Below are 16829 nucleotides of genomic sequence, written 5' to 3'. Positions count from 1 at the left end.
GCGGCGCTCCTACAGTTGCCTCTAGCCACAACGAACAAACGGCGATGCCCATGAAAAAAATCTGCGTCTATTGCGGCTCCAGCCCCGGTGAGGGAAACGACTATATTCAAGCCGCTGAGGGTCTCGCCAAAGAATTGGTTGCCCGCAACCTTGGCCTTGTCTATGGCGGGGCCAGCGTGGGCGTCATGGGAGCCATCGCCAATGCGGTCATGCAGCAGGGCGGTGAAGTGATCGGCATTATTCCTGATGCATTAATGCGCAAGGAGATCGGCAACGATCACCTCACCGAATTGCGTGTGGTGGGTTCCATGCACGAGCGCAAGGCTGCCATGGCTGATTGTTCTGACGGCTTTATCGCCTTGCCCGGCGGCATGGGTACGCTGGAGGAAATTTTTGAAATTCTTACCTGGGCGCAACTGGGCTTTCACCACAAACCCTGCGCCCTGTTAAACGTGAACGGCTATTACAACCACCTGATCACCTTTCTCGACCACGCGGTAAACCAGGGTTTTCTGCGCCAGGAGCACAGAGACCTGCTGCAGGTTCACGACACACCGGCAAGCCTTCTGGACAGCTTCGCAGATTATCAGGCGCCGGAAGTGACCAAGTGGATTCGCCGCGAAGAGCAGCTCTGATTTTTCTCTGCAAGGCCTATATGGTGCAGTTCGCCTTAGGCTCAATGGCACCCTACGTCCGAATCTTGTGTAGGGTGCACTGAGCCTAAGGCGAACTGCACCATCAACACCCCATCAATCAGGCACCTTATCGACCTTCCCTTCCGATCCGCCAGCCCAATCCACCGCATAGACACCACGCCGAACCCAATGATGGGAGGTGGAATAGGGCCAATCCTGCACCCGTGAAACCAGGCCATGCTTTACCGGATTGATATGCACATAATCCATATGCGCCCGATAATCCTGTTCATCGCGAATGCAGTGCTCCCAAAAACGGCGCTGCCAGATAGCTCTTTCCTCACGCTTTATGCGCGATGGATTACGATGCTCCAGATGAGGTATTTTTCGAGAGAAAGTGGACTTGATGAGTCGCCAGCGACGAATGAAATCATCGTCTGCATCCGGCAACTGCAAGACGCAGTGAAGATGACCCGGTAGTACAACCCAGCCATGAATACGGAAAGGGTGAGCGCTTCTCACTTTGCGAACGGACTCTCGCAGTATATCCACATGACGGACGAGCAGATCGTTGTCGCCTCGCTGCTGCAGATTGACGGTAAAGAAATAGCAGCCCCCAGGCTGCCAGACACGGCGGTACATTGGCATCTTTTCACATCCTTGTGACAAGACATTGTGGGTATGGGGTTATGGTGCAGTTCGCCTTAGGCTCAATGGCACCCTACGCCTATGGCGAACTGCACCGTTTACTGCAGGGTGTCGGCCCAGGCCTGCAAGGCAGCCAGTTGTTTGCCGATCATTTCCTTCGTTGCTTCGTCCTGAAGGTCACCATTGTCATCGCACTTCTCATGGGCGGCGGAGACGAACACTTCCGGTTTGTTGAGCGGGTGCACATCAAGAAATACCAAGACCTGACGCAGGTGATACTGGCTGCGGCTGGAGCCCATGCCGCCCATGGAGGCGCCCATGATGGCGGCGGCCTTGCCGGCGAAGATGCCACCCGGGACCCGGGATAACCAGTCGATGGCATTTTTCAGTACACCGGGGATGGAATAGTTGTATTCCGGGGTGGCAAACAAGAAGGCATCCGCCGCTTTTACCTGTTCTGCCAGGGCAGTCACCGGAGCAGGGCGGTCGTCGCCATCGTCATCACCGTTATAGAGCGGGATATCACTGATGTCCGCTTCAATGATTTCCATTCCCGACGGCGCCAACGCCCGGGCGGCGCGAACCAGGCCGCGGTTGTAGGATTTCTCTCGCAAACTGCCTGCTATAGCCAAAACCTTCATGCTGTCTCTCCTTTCCCAGATATCTCGCAACGCCCAGCTTCCCGGAAAATCACGGTGTCAGCAATGCAATCTGTGCCGCAATTTGTGTTTTTTTAACAGACGCTATGGCATAAAAAAATTACAGTGAGATTTTCGGACTCAAGGAGAACCGCATGGATCTGTTGCGTATTCTCATCGCCATCCTGCTTCCACCACTGGGGGTGTTTCTCCAGGAAGGGATTGGCAAGCATTTCTGGATCAATATCGTGCTGACCATTCTCGGTTACATTCCCGGTATCGTGCATGCGGTCTGGGTGATCGCGTCACGCTAGCGGCCAACATCATCGGCAAAAAAAGCCCCGGCAAGTGCGGGGCAGGGTGTGGTTAACCGTCACAGGGATGACGGCTCGGCGGTCAGGGTGCCATCGCGATAGTCACTCAGGGCCTGATTGATCTCGTCCTGGGTGTTCATAACGAACGGGCCGTACTGGGCAATGGGCTCGCCAATGGGCTTGCCTGCCAGCAGCAACAGCCTGGCACCGTGATCACCGGCCACCAGAGAGACCTTGTCACCGTCAGTGAAGGTGGCCAGGTGGTCGCTCTTTACCCCCTCGCCGGCCACGCTGACCTGGCCTTCGAACAGGTACAGGAAGGCGTTATAGCCCTGTGTCAGTGGCACTGTCACTGTTTCGCCAGCGCGCAATTTCACGTCCAGGTAAAGCGGATCGGTACTGCCGCCGTTTACCGGTGCCTTGATCACCTGATTGCCGATGGTGACTTCCCCGGCAATCGCCTTGATCTGACCTCCCGTGGGCAAATCCAGGCGCGGAATCTCGGTATCGGTAATGTCCCGGTATCCAGCGGCTTTCATTTTTTCCGCCGCCGGCAGGTTGATCCACAGCTGGAAACCGCGCAGCAAGCCATCCTGTTGCTGCGGCATTTCCTCATGAATGATGCCGCGACCGGCTGTCATCCACTGCACACCGCCTTGCTGCAGGTCCCCTTCGTTACCCAGATGATCGCGATGCTTCATGTGGCCTTCCATCAGGTAGGTCACCGTTTCAAAGCCCCGGTGTGGGTGCGGCGGGAAGCCGGCAATGTAGTCATCCGGGTTATCCGAAGAGAACGCATCCAGCATCAGGAAAGGGTCCAGGCGCACCATGGGGTTGTAGCCCAGTGCCCGCTTCAGGCGAACGCCGGCACCATCAGATGTATCCAGTGCGCGAATGGTGTTGAGAATAGTGCGTTCCATGGGAACCTCCTGTGAAAGCAGCTACGAGCTTCTAGCTACTAGCTGCCAGTTAAAAAAAACCGGTTTGGCTTTTCTCGCAGCTAGTAACTCGTAGCTAGCCGCTGATCTCTCTTTCCCCCAACCGTTCTCGACCGTGGGGTGAATCCCAATCCAGCTCTGGCCCGATGGAAATAATCCCGTGGGGATTCACCGTCGGGTGGCTGCGGAAATAGTGGTGGCGGATATGCGCCATATTCACTGTCTCCGCCACACCGGGCAGCTGGTAAATCTCTTTCAGAAACCCGTTCAGGTTCGGGTAGTCCGCGATCCGCTTGCGGTCACACTTGAAGTGGGTGACGTACACCGGATCAAAGCGTACCAGGGTGGTCCACAGCCGCAGATCCGCTTCGGTGAGCGTGTTACCGACCAGATAGCGCTGCTCGCCAAGCCGTTGCTCGAGGGCATCCAGCTGCTCGAACAAGGTCACCACCGCTTCATCGTAGGCGTCCTGACTGGTGGCAAAACCGGCCTTGTAGACGCCATTGTTTACGTCGTTGTAGACACGCTCGTTGATGGCATCAATCTCCGCCTGCAACGCCTGCGGATAAAAATTGCCCGGCGCCGCCCCCAGATCGTCAAAGCTGGTATTGAGCATGCGGATAATTTCTGCGGACTCGTTACTGACAATGGTCTCGCGCTGCGTGTCCCACAACACTGGCACGGTGACGCGGCCGGTGTAGTTGTCATCCGCTTTCAGGTACAACTCATAGAGCTTGCTGAAACCATAGAGCGCATCGCCGCTGGCGCCGTCAAAGTCATCGCGCAGTTCCCAGCCGTTTTCCAGCATGTGCGGATGCACCACAGACACGCCAATGTGCTCCTGGAGACCTTTCAATGCCCGCACGATCAAGGTGCGGTGGGCCCAGGGACAGGCGTAGGACACATACAGGTGGTAACGACCGCTTTCTGCCTGAAAGCCACTGTCGCCACTGGGTCCGGCGCTGCCGTCAGCAGTCACCCAGTTGCGGAACTGGCTCTCGGAACGCTTGAAGCGCCCACCGGTACTCTTGGTGTCGTACCACTTGTCCTGCCATTTGCCATCGACCAGCAGTCCCATGATGTTCTCCCTGTTGCAGAATTAGCGTTTGATCGCAGGAGCCAGGTTCGCCATGCAAGCATAGCTCCTACAACCTGGATCACTGCAGCGCTGCCCGCGCTTCGCTCATGGCCTTTTCTTTGCTGTCATCACCCATGTTAAGGCCTTCGGCAAACACGAAAGACAGATCGGTAATGCCTACGAAACCGAAGAACAGCCTGATGTACGGGGTTACCGTATCGTTTTCGGTACCGGCATACAGTCCACCACGGGCGGCCACTACGGTCACTGGCTTGTCGTTCAGCAACCCTTGGGGACCGTTCTCGGTGTAGCGGAAGGTGATACCGGCCCGGGCCACGTGGTCGATCCAGCTCTTCAGCTGGCTGGGAATGCCGAAGTTGTACATGGGCAGTCCCAGCACCACCTGATCCGCCGCTTTGAGCTCCTCAATCAGCGCCAGGGAGAAATCGTCAACCGCCTGCTGGGCTTCACTGCGCTGGTCTGCCGGCGTAAAGAAGGCGCCGACACGCTCGCCGTCCAGGTGCGGGATAGGATCGGCGGAGAGATCCCGAACCACCACGGTGGCGTCAGGATGTTGCGCTTTCAGTCGCTCCACCTGCTCGTTGACCAGGGTGGAGGAATTGCCGTTGTCGCCGAAAACGCTGCTCTTGATAACCAGAATATTCATGACCCCAACTCCATATTGTTTCTGTGCCGGCCGGGTGTGCCGATGATTTGTTAACGATGGGGCTATTGTGGATTCAGCAAATACGATATAAAACGAGACAAAATTGTACATTTAGCTCAGGAATTTCGATATGTCAGCCAAAATCAGCCTGGACCAGTGGCAAGCCCTGATTGCCGTAGTGGACGAGGGCGGTTACGCCAGCGCCGCGGAGGCGCTGGACAAGAGCCAGTCCGCCATCAGTTACGCGGTGCAGAAGATCGAGACCGAACTGGGCGTACGTGCCTTTGCCCTGGAAGGCCGGCGGGCCAGGCTCACCGAGACCGGGCAAATGCTCTACCGTCAGGCCAAGGTGCTGGTAGAAGAGGCCAACCGCATCGAGAGCGCCGCCATTCAACTCAGCCAGGGCTGGGAACCTCTGGTACGCGTGGCCGCTGACGCTCTGTTCCCCCAGCATTGCATGCTCTCGGCCCTGGATGCGTTTGCCCAGCACAGCCCGCTGACCCGGGTCGAGTACAGCGAGACCGTGCTGTCCGGCTCCGATGAGGCCCTGCTGCGCAAGGAGGCGGATGTGGTAATCGGCGGACGGGTACCGCCGGGGTTCTTCGGTGATCAGCTGATGCGGGTACGTTTTGTGGCCGTGGCAGCCGCAGACCATCCGCTCAATCAGGCGGACAGCCTCACCCATGAGGATCTGCGCCAGCATCGGCAAATTGTCATTCGCGATTCCGGCAGCCGGCGCATCGATTCCGGCTGGCTGGGGGCTGAGCAACGCTGGACCGTGTCGCATCCTTCCACACGTATTGCCGCCATTCGCCGCGGACTGGGATTTGCCTGGGTGCCGGAATCAGAGATCGGCGATGGCCTGGAAAGCGGCGCGCTGAAGGTGCTGCCACTGGAGGAGGGCGTGGAACGGTTGGTGGACCTGCATCTGATCTATGCGGACGGCCAGTATGCCGGCCAGGCGGCACGCTACCTGGGGGAACGGATCCGTGAAGCGGCGGCGGTTCCCTGCCCCGGGGTGACGGTGTCGTAGACGCTGACACCCCTTTGGGTTACGTAAGCAATAAGGGAACGCGAGCACAGCCGTTCGGGAGCGATACGTTACTGTTCAACCCGCGACTCCATGGGCCTGAGTATCAAATCCTGTAATGGCAGGGTCAGGCGGGTGTCGGTAAGGATGATGGGCAGCGCCCGGTTATCGGGCACCACCCGCGCCTCGAACACATTGGTGATCGGTGCGCTGACTTCCTTATCAAGATTGATGGCCGTGCGCAGCACGGTATCCACCGGCGGGTGGATGGTCTGGTTGAAACCCACCTGTACCGGACCGTCGTAAACGAAACGGATCTGCGTATCCACTGGCACTTTCAATGACACCGGCACCTCCAGCTTCAGGGGCAGCTCCCCTTCTATGGGCATGCGCGGCAGCCATTCGGAAATCAGTTTGGTGTCGCCTTCGATCGCCACCGTGGTCTCGATGGGAATCACATCCTCATACTCAATGGTCATGCGCAGGGGCACCATGGTGTCCAGGGCCAGGTTGGCCTTGTAGGTGCCTTTCAATGGTAGCGGCAAGGCATCGTGCTTGAAGGGGACATCCACTTCCACACGACCTCGCAGGGTGATGGCCGCTTCTTCCTCGGCGCGGGTCTGCACGATCAGGGTTTCCGGTAGATGCAGCAGCGCACGCTGGTCCTGCAGGCCGATGCCGATAACAATGCGGGTGTAGAGCACGAATCCCAACACCAGCCCCACCACGATCACAGCCAGGGCCACCCAGCCCCACAAAATCCAGCGCCCCATCAGGGCTGCTCCCCGTCCGGCGCTGTTATCCCAGCCTCGTCGCTCGCCCTGGCGTCATCTCCATCGCTGAATGACAGCCCCACTTCCCGCAGAGGCAACTTCAAATCCATTTCCGCAATCAGGGCATCTGCCGGCTCCAGAATGGTGGCGCTGGCCCGTAACCTGGAGCGTACCGGCACCTGCATGGCGCTCTTCAAGGGAATCGATGTCTTGATATTCGCCTTCAGCGGTACCGACAGGTCTTCGAGAATGTCTACTTTTGCCGGAGCGTTGAATTGCAGTTTGACCAGCTGATCCACCGGCACATTCACATCGATGGGCACATCCGCTTTCACGGGTAACTCGCCCTTGATCGGCACAGTGATCCACTTACCCAGCACCCGGGCACGGACTTCCCCGTCCACCGGAATGATCTGGTCCAGCTTGATGGTGTCCTTCAACGGCACATTCATCTTGATGGGTACCGCATTATCGAAGCCCACCTGCACGTCCAGGGTTTCCTTGACGGGCAGAGTCAGGGTCTGGTCGATCGGCACCGTGGTGTCGATGACCGTGTCGATCATGATGTCCAGGTCATCGAGAATATCGATACCCACAGACATGGGCTTGGGTACGACTACGCTTGCTTGCTGATCGCGCAGCAACAATTCTGCCCCCAGATTCTTCCACACCCACCAGGCCAGGTAGGCACCAACAGCAAGGGCAATGATCAACAGTACACCAGCACCGATCACAAACGATTTGCGAATGGTAATCTGCATGAATCAGCGCTCCGCCTGGCCATTATTGGAGGCCGGACCATCCTGCAAATGGCGTAATACTTCCTGTTTGATTTGCTGACGGATTTCCTCATCCACCGCCTGTTCCATACGCACGCGAAAACGTCGCCGCGCCCGTCGCCATGACCACACCAGCCCAGCGCCGAAGCAAATCGCACACAACAGGACCCAGACCATCATTAGCGTAGACATGCACTACTCCCGGACAGCATCAAGAAAACATCACCAACAACTGGAACACACCGACCAGGAAACCAAGGAATGCCCCTACGGCAATCAGTATCCATTCATCCTGTTCGAAAGCCGGGCGCAACATGCTTTCAAACTCTTCCGGTTTGAGACTCTGCAAACGGGTGGAAAGGGTGTTTTCCAGATCCAGCGCATCATTAGCATAGTTTTCAATATGCTTGAGCGTTTCCGGTAATCGGCTTACCAACTCCGACACGGCACATTCCTTCATGTCCCGATAGTTCTGGGTGCCCACGGCAAAGGTAACAAACGGCTTGGCAAAACTGGTCTGTTCATCCACCGCTTTCTGGACATGCTTGCCGATCATGGCAAACACCTTGTCGGAGTAAGGCCCTTTGAGAATGCCCTCAATAATATTGGCCGGGGTCAGCACGTAGGAAGACACCAGACGACCATAATCTCTAGCTACTTCATCCTGACGCTTCATGAACAGGCCCTGAACATTGAACGGGCCAAAACGCATCAATTCCTTGGGATTGAAAATCATCTGCAGGGCAATCCAGTTAGTGGCATAGCCCACCGCCAGGCCGAAAACCGGCAACAACCAGGAGCCCTTGTAGAAAACCCAGGCAATCATCTGGAAGGTACCGAAAATGCCGCCAAAGTAGAGTCCTGAACGACCGATAAACTTGAACTCCGCCGCGCCCACTTCCTGGAAAATACGGTTCAGTAGTGACTTGTCCTTGGTCAGATTGGTGATCACCATGTCCTCAAGATCATACATCTGTGCGATGTTGATCTTGATCTGTTTCATAATGTCAGATATCAGACTTGGGGCCTCTTTCTTGACACGTTTATAGACTTGCCTCTTCACCATTTCCGGCATGGATTCCCACAGGCCGGGCTCGTGCTGACCCATGATGGAATCCACCACGTCTTCGATCATATTGTTGAGTGCCGGCTCCAGCTCACCGGCCACCCTATCCGGATCGAGACGGTCAAAAATCTCTTCCTGGGTAATCAGGTGCGTAGTGATAGTGTCTACAGAGATAGCAGCCATCTTGGCAGCTCGGCGCGGGATGATACCCTGCCAGCCAAGAAGAGGGGGTTTGCCAAAAAACTCTACCGGATAGAACATCATCTTGATCGCAATCACATTGGTGGCATAACCCACCACGGCACTGATCAATGGCATGGATAAGTACAGCCAGATGTTATCGGCAAACTCGTTGATATACGCTTCCATGTGGCCTCGCTTTTCATTCTTTTTGAGGAGTCTCTGAATAACTCCTTACACTTCAGTACAGATTGTTATCCGGAGCAGGCCGCCCAGAATGCCTTGCCTAAAGCTGAAAGGTGTGCGGTTTCGCGAATAAAGACTGGCCGAAGCCGGGACTCTTTGCGCATCCGTTCACAGGCGGAGCGGACCTCTGAACCATTCTCGATGGCTTCGTATTTTGCTGTCTGGGAATTATCCTCCGGACCACCATCGAGAAGCCCGAGAGAAAATAAATGCGCGAGGTAATGGGGGACGGCATCCGCCAGCATCACACCACTTTCATTACCCACCCGGCTAAGAAATGCCATCACCCGATGCTCACTGTTTTTGAAACGACCACCACGTGCCAGCAAATGACTGATGGCAATATCAGAACCGTCCGACATGGCCGTGAGGATCCTCACTTCGTCTGGAAGCAACTGGTTGACGATACGTGCATAAACTCTGGCCGAGGCGCTGGCCGGGGTCTGTTCCAGAGACTGCTCAGCGAGAGCGGCAAACCGTGACTGCAAGGATTTATCATGCCCTCCGCCCTCACCGAATGATGTCTCCACTGGCCCCGGCAGGTAGTGATGGCTATCCATGCCGCCCAGGCGCAACTGCAAATCTTCGAACAAGATATCCTCGACTGCCCGCGCCTGGTCCAGCACATAGTGACCGCCTGGGGCACGCGCCACAGCCTGTCGCATTTGCCGGACAAGGCGTCCAGCCCAGGGTGTTGTGGCCGGTTTTCTTCTCTGTATTTTTTCTTCAGCCAACATCGCCTCCGTGGCAGCTTCGACTTTGCGAAGCTATCGATTCCGTCTTTTACAGGGTCATTAAGTATCACTGTTTAGGGGGGTCAACAATGCTGGCGATAATGTCGATACAAAAATCCCACAGTCGCTTAATGTTATGTGTACTTTCTGTTTGCGCTCGTTTGATACAGTGCAATGATGGTGTTTTCCCGAATCGATTTTCAGCCACCATTTTACGATTCGGCACACCTCATAACGGCACACTCCAAACAGGATCGATCATGAATAACAAGGACGCCATTGAACGTATGCATCAGCGTGTAGGATTTCTTTCCTACCTGCCGGAACCGGTTAACCGGGATCTTGACCAGGCAGTGGATGACTATCTGGAAAGCGAAAAGGGTCGGCTGGAGAAAGCTATCGATAGCGGCATTCAGGCCTTGCCTTTGTGGCTGCGCAGCATCGCCCGCAGCGCGCTTCGCTAATTCCCGCACCAAGGATGCTCACATGAACGACCTGACTCCGAACCTGGAAATCCAGGTTGAGCTGGAAAAGCTCGCTCAGTACCTGACTCTTGACGACACCACCTGGCAAGCCCTGGTCGATGCCGGCGCTGCTAACCTTCGCGAGTTGCGCGAACACATCGAACAGGAGATGTACAACCAGCACCGCAAAGGGTTCCAGCACCTGGCAAGCTGGACCCGCTGGCTCTCCATCAAGCAACTGGCGAAACTGGCTTATGCCATCGGCGCCAAAATGGCGGCCCGCCTGGTCGGCGAAATGGACCCCTACTTTGCGGCAAAGGTTGCCCGACGGCTGACCCCGGATTTTCTCGGCGAGGTCGCCGCCCAGGCAGACCCGCGCAAGATTCGCGAAGTCATTCGGCGCCTGCCTGCGGAATTAATCAGCCAAGTGGCACTGAAACAGATTCAGGAAAACCAATTCCTGCTGCTGGGTCGTTTTGCCGATGCGCTTTCCGCCCCCTCCATTCGCGAAGTAGTCAACACAGTCAAAGATGATGGCGCGCTGCTGACCATTGCTTTCTACATGGAAAACACCACCCAGCTCAGCAATGTGATCCGCATGATTGATAACAGCCGGCTGGCCAGCATCGTGCGTTCCGGCACCGAAAATGTTGACCTGTGGCCAAAGGCAATCTGGGTGATAGACCATGTGGAAGGCGAGCTGAAAAGCCGGCTGGGCAACATCATGGCCGAGCAAGACGAACGCACCCTGGACTCCCTGGTCGATGTGGCCCACCGCCAGCAATTATGGGGGCCGGTGCTTCGCGCGCTGTCCGTCATCAACCCCCGCTACCATCGCAAAATCGTCAATCTGCCCTCCCTGCGCAACAGCGCCGTGCTGACCGATCTGGTAAATGCCGCCGTCAGCAAGAATCTGCTGGAAGAGACCCTGCCCCTGGTCAACGCCATGCAACGCGACTATCGGGAAGTGGTCGCCCACACGGCCCTGCGCCAGGGCGAAGAGGTGGCTGAAGCCGTGGTGCAAGCAGCCCATCAGAGCGGTCAATGGGATCTGATTCTGGACCTGGCACAATTTCTCGGTGACGATGAACGCAACATGCTGGCACGGCTGCCAATCAGCCATAACCCTTCCGTGATAGAAGCCCTGATGCGAAACGCAGCCAAACTCGGCAAGACCGACCTGTTGCTGGATTTCGCCCGCCGCTTTCACCGTGAAGGTCTGCAAACCGTGGTGGAAATCAGCCTGCGCGATGGCGGCGACCTGTTGCAGGCGTTTCTGGATGCCGCCCGCGATACCCGCGACGGCTGGCAAGCCATCGCCACCGCCGTCAGCGTGGTGGACGCCCCGGACATGCTCCGCGACATCGGTCGCATCTATCAGCGGCAGAATCCCCAGGACCAGCAGGCCTTCCGCGAGGCAGCCAACGAAACCGGCCTGTGGTCGCGACTGGAACAGGCCCTGCCGGCCTGACCACTGAACCCTTCGCCCGCATTGCAGTCCAACCAGTTAGTCCCGGAGCTAGCTGCCGGGGCTGATCGTTCACGGTATCGTGCCGTTCCCCTGTGATACTGGGGGACATTCACCGCAACCGGGAGAAGAGCCATGCGCTGGTTTTTCCTTTCACTCTGTCTGTTCCTTGGCGCCTGCGTCAGCCCGGTGGTCATCGATAGCCAGGAAGACGCCAAACTGAACCAGTACCGCAGCTATGCCTTCGTGGAACAGAACGAGGACCAGCCCAGAGAGCTGGACGACCAACGGGCCCGCACTGCCCTGAAAACTGCCTTGGCTGAAAAGGGGCTGACCGCCAGCGCCTCCGGGCAGGCCGATGTGCACGTCAAACATTTTTTCAAACGTGAGCAGCGCTACGACGGCTCCGTAGTGCAGTTCGGTTTCGGCTTCAGCCGTAACAATGTGGGCATAGGCACCACCACCCCGGTGGAAGGCGATATCACAGAAGAATATAAACTGGTGGTGCAGATGATCGATCCGGCCACCAACAATGTGGTCTGGCAGGCCACCAGTCGCGACCGCCTCTACGACGACATGCGCAGCGAACGACGTAGCGAGCACATTCAGAAGGCGGTGGATGAGATGTTCCAGCGCTATCCCGGCTGACTGGACGACGCATACTGCAGGTAGAAGGATCACCCCCTTTGGACGCCATTCTGATCGGCCCGCTGGCGCTGCCAGCGGGCACTGTTGTTGCCCTGATTACCTTTTCCGCCGCCGTACTGGCCAGCCTCTGGTGGCAGTGGCGCGGCAAGCCGGTAGAAAAGTGGCTGTGGCTAATCACTCTGTCAGCCTTGGCTGGCGCCCGTCTGGCCTTTGTGTTGCGTTACCCCGAGCAGTATTCCGGCCTTTTGGCCATGCTGGATATTCGCGATGGCGGCTGGTGGTGGCCCGGGGCACTCGCAGCCCTACCGGTCGCGATTCTGAGCTTATGGCGTCGACCGGCCCTGCGGCTGGCGTTGCTCTCCAGCGCCGCAGTGGCATTAATGGCATTGGCCATTTCCCTGGCCACCCTGCGCGCCATGACACCCGAGCCCGTCCCCATGCCGGACATCACTCTGGAAAACCTGCAGGGCACGCCCATACCCCTCACGCAAGTGGCACAGGGACCAACCCTGATCAATCTTTGGGCCACCTGGTGCCCACCTTGTCGGCGGGAAATGCCGGTGCTGGCCAGCGCCCAGTCGCGCTACCCCAATGTTCGCTTCGTGCTGGCCAATCAGGGGGAAACCGCCTCGGCCGTGCGGGATTACCTGATACAGGCCGACCTGCATTTTGATCTGCCGCTGCTGGACCCATCGATGGCACTGGGTCAACATGCTGGCAACGGTGGCCTGCCGCTGACCCTGCTGCTTGATGGCGACGGCAACGAGCTGGCCCGTCACTTCGGTCCTCTGTCCCGGGCCAGCCTGCATCACCTCCTTACCACTCACCTGGATGATCCTCGCCCATGAGAATGCTCACCTTGCTGGTCGCCATGCTGCTACCACTATCCGCTCTGGGCGAACAAGCCGACATGGAAAGCCTGCTCGCCCGGCTGGAGAGCAGCAGTTGGGTGGCAGAGGGAGCCGAAGACCCGCAACGGGTGGCCTATGTGTTCACCGACATGGCCTGCCCCTACTGCGCCGTTCTATGGGAAAACATGCAACCACTGGTCAACGACCCGGATAACACCCTGCAGGTGCGCCATATCATCGTCGGTATGATCCACCCCAAGCGCAGCTTTACCCAAGGTGGCGCCATCCTCGCCGCACCGGACCCGGCAGTGGCACTGGCCGAGCACGAAGGCCACTTTGACGACGGCGGTATCCGGCCGCTGGAGCGGGTTCCCGACGCCATCCGCAGCCAGATCCACAACAACACCGCCCTGATGATCGGCTTGGGCCTGCAGGGCACCCCGGCACTGGTGTTTGAAGATTCACAGGGACGCTGGCGGCTGGCACCGGGGGTCGTTGGGGAGGAAGCGTTGCGGGCGGAGGTGTTTCAGCTTAATTGATAGTTGAGAATGGATAACTCGCGGGACAAAGCTGGTGGGTTCTGCAAACGCATGAGGCCGCGCCCAGAGTCTGGACGCGGCCTCATGTCTTTAAGATCAATGCGGCGCTTATTCGCGCGTTATCAATTATCCATTCTCAATTATCAATTGCCTAATCGCTTAGCCAACTCACTTTCCCCTGACACACCGTCAGCTTCACGTTGCCCTTGAGCACCGCGCGCCGCCAGGGGGAGTTGTTGCCGGCGGACAGCCAGTGTTCGGCGTAGTCTTTATCGGCCTCGGCATCCAGCACGCAGAGGCTGGCCGGGCGGCCGGTTTCCAGTTGGCCGGCCTGAAGCCCCAGGCAGCGGGCCGGGGCGGCGGTGATGGCATCCAGGGCGCGCGGCAGTTCCAGCTTGCCGTCGTTCACCAGTTGCAGCACCAGACCGAGCAGGGTATCCAGCCCGGCCATGCCCGGCTTGGTGGCCGGGAAGGGTGCCGCCTTGCTGGAGGAGCCGATGGGGGTGTGCTGGGAGCAGATGGCATCGATAGTGCCGTCTGCCACCGCCTCCAGCAAGGCCTCGCGATCGGCCGCACTGCGCAGCGGCGGAATCACATGGCAGTGACTGTTGAACCCTTCCAGGGCCGACTCATCCAGCAGCAGGTGCTGGATACTCACATCCGCCGTCACCGGCAGACCGCGACGCTTGGCCGCGCGCAGCAGGCGCAGGGACTCGGCACTGGAAATCTGCTGAAAATGGGCGCGCACGCCGGTGGCTTCCACCAGCAGCAGGTCCCGGGACAGGTCGACACTTTCCGCCACCGCCGGAATTCCCGGCAGCCCAAGGCGGGTGGCCACTGCGCCTTCATGGGCACAGCCACCGGCGCTCAACGCAGAATCCTGGGGCCGGAACATCACCGGCAAATCAAAGGTGGAGGCGTATTCCAGGGACCGCTTGAGCACCAGGGCACTAGCCACCTTGCGCCCCGCATTACCCACCGCGATACAACCCGCCTTGGCCAGGGTGGACATTTCCGCCAGCTGATCGCCGGCCAGTCCCTGGGTCATTGCAGCAATGGGCATGATCCGCGCAAACCCGGCCTGGCCGGCCTGCTCGCGAATCAGCCGCACCACGGCGGTGGAGTCCACCGGGCCACAATCCGGCTGGGCCACCAGGTGAGTGATGCCACCGGCGGCGGCGGCGCGGGTTTCGCTGGCGATGTCACCGCTGCGACCGCTGCCCGGCAGAGACAGATGCACGCAGACATCCACCAGCCCGGGCAGCACCCAGTGGCCTTCCGCTTCCACAATGTCTGCGCCGGGCGCATCCAGGCTGGCGCCGATACGCACCAGGCGGCCGTTTTCGATCAACAGATCGGCGATTTCGTCACGGCCACTGGCCGGATCGATGACCCGGCCCTTGCGAATCAGGATATTGGCTTTCTTACTGGCCACGCTCACCTCCCGTGCGGCCATGGGCGCTGCTTTCCTGGCCGCTGATGGCCATGGACATGACCGCCATGCGCACCGCAATACCGAAGGTCACCTGGTTGAGAATCACCGAACGGGGCCCGTCGGCCACTTCCGAGGCGATTTCCACACCCCGGTTGATGGGCCCGGGATGCATGACAATGGCATCCGGTTTGGCCAGTTGCAGCTTGTCGTTGTTGAGCCCGTAGAGGCGGAAAAACTCTCCCTCACTGGGCAGCAGGGCGGAATCCATGCGTTCCTTCTGCAGGCGCAGCATGATCACCACATCCACGTCTTTCAGGCCCAGGGCCATGTCGGTGAACACCGTCGCCCCCAGGGATTCTGCCTCTACCGGCAACAGGGTTTTCGGGCCGATCAGGCGCACTTCATCGGCGCCGAGGATATTCAGGGCATGGATCTGGGAGCGCGCCACCCGCGAGTGCAGGATGTCACCGACGATGGCCACTTTCAGGCCCTCGAAGCCACCCTTGTAGTGGCGGATGGTGTACATGTCGAGCATCGCCTGGGTGGGGTGGGCATGGCGCCCGTCACCGGCATTGATCACCGCCACATTGGGGGTCACTTCATTGGCGATAAAGAAGGGGGCGCCGGAATCCTGATGACGCACCACGAACATGTCCGCCGCCATGGCTTCCAGATTACGCAGGGTATCGAGCAGGGTTTCACCCTTGCTGGTAGCGGATTTGGCAATATCCAGGTTGAGCACATCGGCGCTCAGTCGCTGGGCAGCCAGCTCGAAGGTACTGCGGGTGCGGGTGCTGGACTCGAAGAAGAGGTTGACCACTGTCTTGCCGCGCAGCAGCGGTACCTTCTTGATCGACCGGCCGCCCACGTCCACAAAGCTGGCGGCGGTATCCAGAATGTCTTCAAGGAGAGAGCGGGGCAGGTGCTCGGTAGTCAGAAAATGGCGAAGCTTACCGTCTTCGGTAAGTTGTACGCGGGAGGATGGCGCAAGCGTCGGCGTCATTCTTAAGACCTTGTCTCTGTTTCATCCTCAACCACCAGATTGCGAATCTCGGCAACCAACGGAGAGGGCCCGCGTAATTCTACCCGCTGATGGGGGGGCAATGCCAAAGTTTCACCACAGATATCGGCACGAATTGGCAATTGCCGGTGACCAATATCGAATAACACCACCAGGGCAATCGACGCCGGGCGACCGAAATCGAACAGTTCGTTCATGGCGGCACGGATGGTGCGGCCAGTCATCAGCACATCGTCCACCAGCAGAATATGCTGGCCATCCACCTCCAGGGGCAGCTTCGATGGAGACACGGTACTTTTCAGCCCCCGGGTATCGAAGTCATCCCGGTAGAACGCCGGGTTCAGGGTGCCCATTGGCAGCGGCTTGGCCAGCTTCTCGTTCAATGCCTGGGCCACCCAGGCGCCGCCGGACTCGATCCCCACCAGCAACGGCGACGAATCACCGTATTGTTCGGTGATGGCTTTGGCCATGGTTTCCAGATGTGTCTGTAGTTGTTGCTCGTCCCAGCTCAAGGGGCTCTCCTGCTCTGTGTATGGCGATATCCGACGTTCGCCCTGCAAGCATGGCGCCTGCCGGAGAAAGAATAAAGGCCAGGACCCGACAAACCTTCAGGCCAGATGATCAAACCGTTCAGTTTTTTGGGATGGCAGTAACACCCCGCCAAGGTGAGGATGGCA

The 16829-nt window shown here is 58.4% G+C and carries 21 protein-coding genes; 8 read left to right on the top strand and 13 right to left on the bottom strand.

Annotated elements, in window-relative coordinates; all coding sequences use genetic code 11:
• Window positions 1-50 precede the first annotated feature (50 nt).
• Window positions 51-635, top strand: coding sequence for an LOG family protein (locus T9A_RS05540; RefSeq protein ID WP_156964836.1), 585 nt, complete (start codon window positions 51-53; stop codon window positions 633-635).
• A gap of 114 nt (window positions 636-749) precedes the next feature.
• Here T9A_RS05540 and T9A_RS05535 read toward each other — a convergent pair whose 3' ends face one another.
• Together T9A_RS05535 and T9A_RS05530 are read right to left on the bottom strand one after the other, a co-directional pair.
• A complete protein-coding gene (locus tag T9A_RS05535) occupies window positions 750-1283 on the bottom strand; it encodes an REP-associated tyrosine transposase (RefSeq protein WP_035245844.1) in 534 nt (177 codons plus the stop codon).
• 98 nt (window positions 1284-1381) lie between these two features.
• Window positions 1382-1924, bottom strand: coding sequence for an NADPH-dependent FMN reductase (locus tag T9A_RS05530; RefSeq protein WP_035245843.1), 543 nt, complete (start codon window positions 1922-1924; stop codon window positions 1382-1384).
• 152 nt (window positions 1925-2076) lie between these two features.
• Between T9A_RS05530 and T9A_RS16780 the strand changes: the two genes are divergently transcribed.
• Entirely contained in the window at window positions 2077-2235 is a 159-nt protein-coding gene (locus T9A_RS16780; RefSeq protein ID WP_035245841.1) for a YqaE/Pmp3 family membrane protein, read from the top strand.
• Window positions 2236-2294: 59 nt separating this feature from the next.
• Here T9A_RS16780 and T9A_RS05520 read toward each other — a convergent pair whose 3' ends face one another.
• The 3 genes from T9A_RS05520 to T9A_RS05510 form a co-directional block, all read right to left on the bottom strand.
• Entirely contained in the window at window positions 2295-3155 is an 861-nt protein-coding gene (locus tag T9A_RS05520) for a pirin family protein (protein ID WP_035245840.1), read from the bottom strand.
• A gap of 94 nt (window positions 3156-3249) precedes the next feature.
• The gene (locus T9A_RS05515; RefSeq protein WP_035245838.1) at window positions 3250-4251 is read right to left on the bottom strand and encodes a glutathione S-transferase family protein; all 1002 of its coding nucleotides are present in this window, start codon (window positions 4249-4251) and stop codon (window positions 3250-3252) included.
• A gap of 79 nt (window positions 4252-4330) precedes the next feature.
• A complete protein-coding gene (locus T9A_RS05510; protein ID WP_035245836.1) occupies window positions 4331-4918 on the bottom strand; it encodes an FMN-dependent NADH-azoreductase in 588 nt (195 codons plus the stop codon).
• A 130-nt stretch (window positions 4919-5048) separates the two neighbouring features.
• Here T9A_RS05510 and T9A_RS05505 point away from each other — a divergent pair, with 130 nt between their 5' ends.
• Window positions 5049-5951 carry a LysR family transcriptional regulator gene (locus T9A_RS05505; RefSeq protein WP_035245835.1) on the top strand — a complete coding sequence of 301 codons (903 nt, stop codon included), beginning with the start codon at window positions 5049-5051 and terminating at the stop codon, window positions 5949-5951.
• 68 nt (window positions 5952-6019) lie between these two features.
• Here T9A_RS05505 and T9A_RS05500 read toward each other — a convergent pair whose 3' ends face one another.
• The 5 genes from T9A_RS05500 to T9A_RS16565 form a co-directional block, all read right to left on the bottom strand.
• Entirely contained in the window at window positions 6020-6721 is a 702-nt protein-coding gene (locus T9A_RS05500) for a hypothetical protein (RefSeq protein ID WP_035245833.1), read from the bottom strand.
• Window positions 6721-7482 (bottom strand): hypothetical protein, encoded by a 762-nt coding sequence (locus T9A_RS05495; protein ID WP_052042523.1) that lies wholly within the window; start codon window positions 7480-7482, stop codon window positions 6721-6723. The genes T9A_RS05500 and T9A_RS05495 overlap by 1 nt, the downstream gene beginning before the upstream one ends.
• Window positions 7483-7485: 3 nt before the next feature.
• Window positions 7486-7692 carry a hypothetical protein gene (locus T9A_RS17010; RefSeq protein WP_156964835.1) on the bottom strand — a complete coding sequence of 69 codons (207 nt, stop codon included), beginning with the start codon at window positions 7690-7692 and terminating at the stop codon, window positions 7486-7488.
• A gap of 19 nt (window positions 7693-7711) precedes the next feature.
• Window positions 7712-8935: a DUF445 family protein gene (locus T9A_RS05490; protein WP_035245832.1), complete on the bottom strand. Its 1224-nt coding sequence runs from the start codon at window positions 8933-8935 to the stop codon at window positions 7712-7714.
• A gap of 65 nt (window positions 8936-9000) precedes the next feature.
• Complete coding sequence (locus T9A_RS16565) at window positions 9001-9729, bottom strand: Abi-alpha family protein (protein ID WP_084573400.1); 729 nt, start codon at window positions 9727-9729, stop codon at window positions 9001-9003.
• 257 nt (window positions 9730-9986) lie between these two features.
• On the opposite strand from T9A_RS16565, the gene T9A_RS05480 reads away from it, so the two are divergent.
• From T9A_RS05480 to dsbG, 5 genes are all read left to right on the top strand, one after another.
• Complete coding sequence (locus tag T9A_RS05480) at window positions 9987-10190, top strand: hypothetical protein (RefSeq protein WP_035245831.1); 204 nt, start codon at window positions 9987-9989, stop codon at window positions 10188-10190.
• 22 nt (window positions 10191-10212) lie between these two features.
• Complete coding sequence (locus T9A_RS05475) at window positions 10213-11661, top strand: hypothetical protein (RefSeq protein WP_035245829.1); 1449 nt, start codon at window positions 10213-10215, stop codon at window positions 11659-11661.
• Window positions 11662-11793: 132 nt separating this feature from the next.
• Window positions 11794-12306, top strand: coding sequence for a DUF4136 domain-containing protein (locus T9A_RS05470; protein WP_035245827.1), 513 nt, complete (start codon window positions 11794-11796; stop codon window positions 12304-12306).
• A gap of 38 nt (window positions 12307-12344) precedes the next feature.
• Entirely contained in the window at window positions 12345-13154 is an 810-nt protein-coding gene (locus T9A_RS05465; protein WP_035245826.1) for a TlpA family protein disulfide reductase, read from the top strand.
• Window positions 13151-13696, top strand: a complete 546-nt coding sequence (gene dsbG, locus T9A_RS05460; RefSeq protein WP_035245824.1) for a thiol:disulfide interchange protein DsbG — start codon at window positions 13151-13153, stop codon at window positions 13694-13696. Before T9A_RS05465 ends, dsbG begins: the two co-directional genes overlap by 4 nt.
• A 151-nt stretch (window positions 13697-13847) precedes the next feature.
• Here dsbG and T9A_RS05455 read toward each other — a convergent pair whose 3' ends face one another.
• From T9A_RS05455 to pyrR, 3 genes are read right to left on the bottom strand one after another with little or no spacing between them, the layout of a single operon-like run.
• Window positions 13848-15152, bottom strand: a complete 1305-nt coding sequence (locus T9A_RS05455) for a dihydroorotase (protein WP_052042518.1) — start codon at window positions 15150-15152, stop codon at window positions 13848-13850.
• Window positions 15121-16134 carry an aspartate carbamoyltransferase catalytic subunit gene (locus T9A_RS05450; protein WP_035245823.1) on the bottom strand — a complete coding sequence of 338 codons (1014 nt, stop codon included), beginning with the start codon at window positions 16132-16134 and terminating at the stop codon, window positions 15121-15123. Before T9A_RS05450 ends, T9A_RS05455 begins: the two co-directional genes overlap by 32 nt.
• 2 nt (window positions 16135-16136) lie before the next feature.
• Entirely contained in the window at window positions 16137-16664 is a 528-nt protein-coding gene (gene pyrR, locus T9A_RS05445; RefSeq protein WP_035245822.1) for a bifunctional pyr operon transcriptional regulator/uracil phosphoribosyltransferase PyrR, read from the bottom strand.
• Window positions 16665-16829: the final 165 nt, after the last annotated feature.

Origin of the sequence: Alcanivorax jadensis T9 (assembly GCF_000756655.1) — a bacterium.
Taxonomy (GTDB): Bacteria; Pseudomonadota; Gammaproteobacteria; order Pseudomonadales; family Alcanivoracaceae; genus Alcanivorax; species Alcanivorax jadensis.
This window is presented reverse-complemented; position numbering and strand designations above follow the sequence as displayed.

What these genes read in the sequence shown, in the direction of transcription:
- dsbG (WP_035245824.1), top strand. Translation starts at nt 13,151, where the DNA reads ATGAGAATGCTCACCTTGCTGGTCGCCATGCTGCTACCACTATCCGCT.
- T9A_RS05500 (WP_035245833.1), bottom strand. Translation starts at nt 6,721, where the DNA reads ATGGGGCGCTGGATTTTGTGGGGCTGGGTGGCCCTGGCTGTGATCGTG.
- T9A_RS05515 (WP_035245838.1), bottom strand. Translation starts at nt 4,251, where the DNA reads ATGGGACTGCTGGTCGATGGCAAATGGCAGGACAAGTGGTACGACACC.
- T9A_RS05535 (WP_035245844.1), bottom strand. Translation starts at nt 1,283, where the DNA reads ATGCCAATGTACCGCCGTGTCTGGCAGCCTGGGGGCTGCTATTTCTTT.
- T9A_RS05450 (WP_035245823.1), bottom strand. Translation starts at nt 16,134, where the DNA reads ATGACGCCGACGCTTGCGCCATCCTCCCGCGTACAACTTACCGAAGAC.
- T9A_RS05505 (WP_035245835.1), top strand. Translation starts at nt 5,049, where the DNA reads ATGTCAGCCAAAATCAGCCTGGACCAGTGGCAAGCCCTGATTGCCGTA.
- T9A_RS05475 (WP_035245829.1), top strand. Translation starts at nt 10,213, where the DNA reads ATGAACGACCTGACTCCGAACCTGGAAATCCAGGTTGAGCTGGAAAAG.
- T9A_RS05490 (WP_035245832.1), bottom strand. Translation starts at nt 8,935, where the DNA reads ATGGAAGCGTATATCAACGAGTTTGCCGATAACATCTGGCTGTACTTA.
- T9A_RS05470 (WP_035245827.1), top strand. Translation starts at nt 11,794, where the DNA reads ATGCGCTGGTTTTTCCTTTCACTCTGTCTGTTCCTTGGCGCCTGCGTC.
- T9A_RS05540 (WP_156964836.1), top strand. Translation starts at nt 51, where the DNA reads ATGAAAAAAATCTGCGTCTATTGCGGCTCCAGCCCCGGTGAGGGAAAC.
- T9A_RS05495 (WP_052042523.1), bottom strand. Translation starts at nt 7,482, where the DNA reads ATGCAGATTACCATTCGCAAATCGTTTGTGATCGGTGCTGGTGTACTG.
- T9A_RS05480 (WP_035245831.1), top strand. Translation starts at nt 9,987, where the DNA reads ATGAATAACAAGGACGCCATTGAACGTATGCATCAGCGTGTAGGATTT.
- T9A_RS17010 (WP_156964835.1), bottom strand. Translation starts at nt 7,692, where the DNA reads ATGTCTACGCTAATGATGGTCTGGGTCCTGTTGTGTGCGATTTGCTTC.
- T9A_RS16565 (WP_084573400.1), bottom strand. Translation starts at nt 9,729, where the DNA reads ATGTTGGCTGAAGAAAAAATACAGAGAAGAAAACCGGCCACAACACCC.
- T9A_RS16780 (WP_035245841.1), top strand. Translation starts at nt 2,077, where the DNA reads ATGGATCTGTTGCGTATTCTCATCGCCATCCTGCTTCCACCACTGGGG.
- T9A_RS05520 (WP_035245840.1), bottom strand. Translation starts at nt 3,155, where the DNA reads ATGGAACGCACTATTCTCAACACCATTCGCGCACTGGATACATCTGAT.
- T9A_RS05530 (WP_035245843.1), bottom strand. Translation starts at nt 1,924, where the DNA reads ATGAAGGTTTTGGCTATAGCAGGCAGTTTGCGAGAGAAATCCTACAAC.
- T9A_RS05455 (WP_052042518.1), bottom strand. Translation starts at nt 15,152, where the DNA reads ATGGCCGCACGGGAGGTGAGCGTGGCCAGTAAGAAAGCCAATATCCTG.
- T9A_RS05510 (WP_035245836.1), bottom strand. Translation starts at nt 4,918, where the DNA reads ATGAATATTCTGGTTATCAAGAGCAGCGTTTTCGGCGACAACGGCAAT.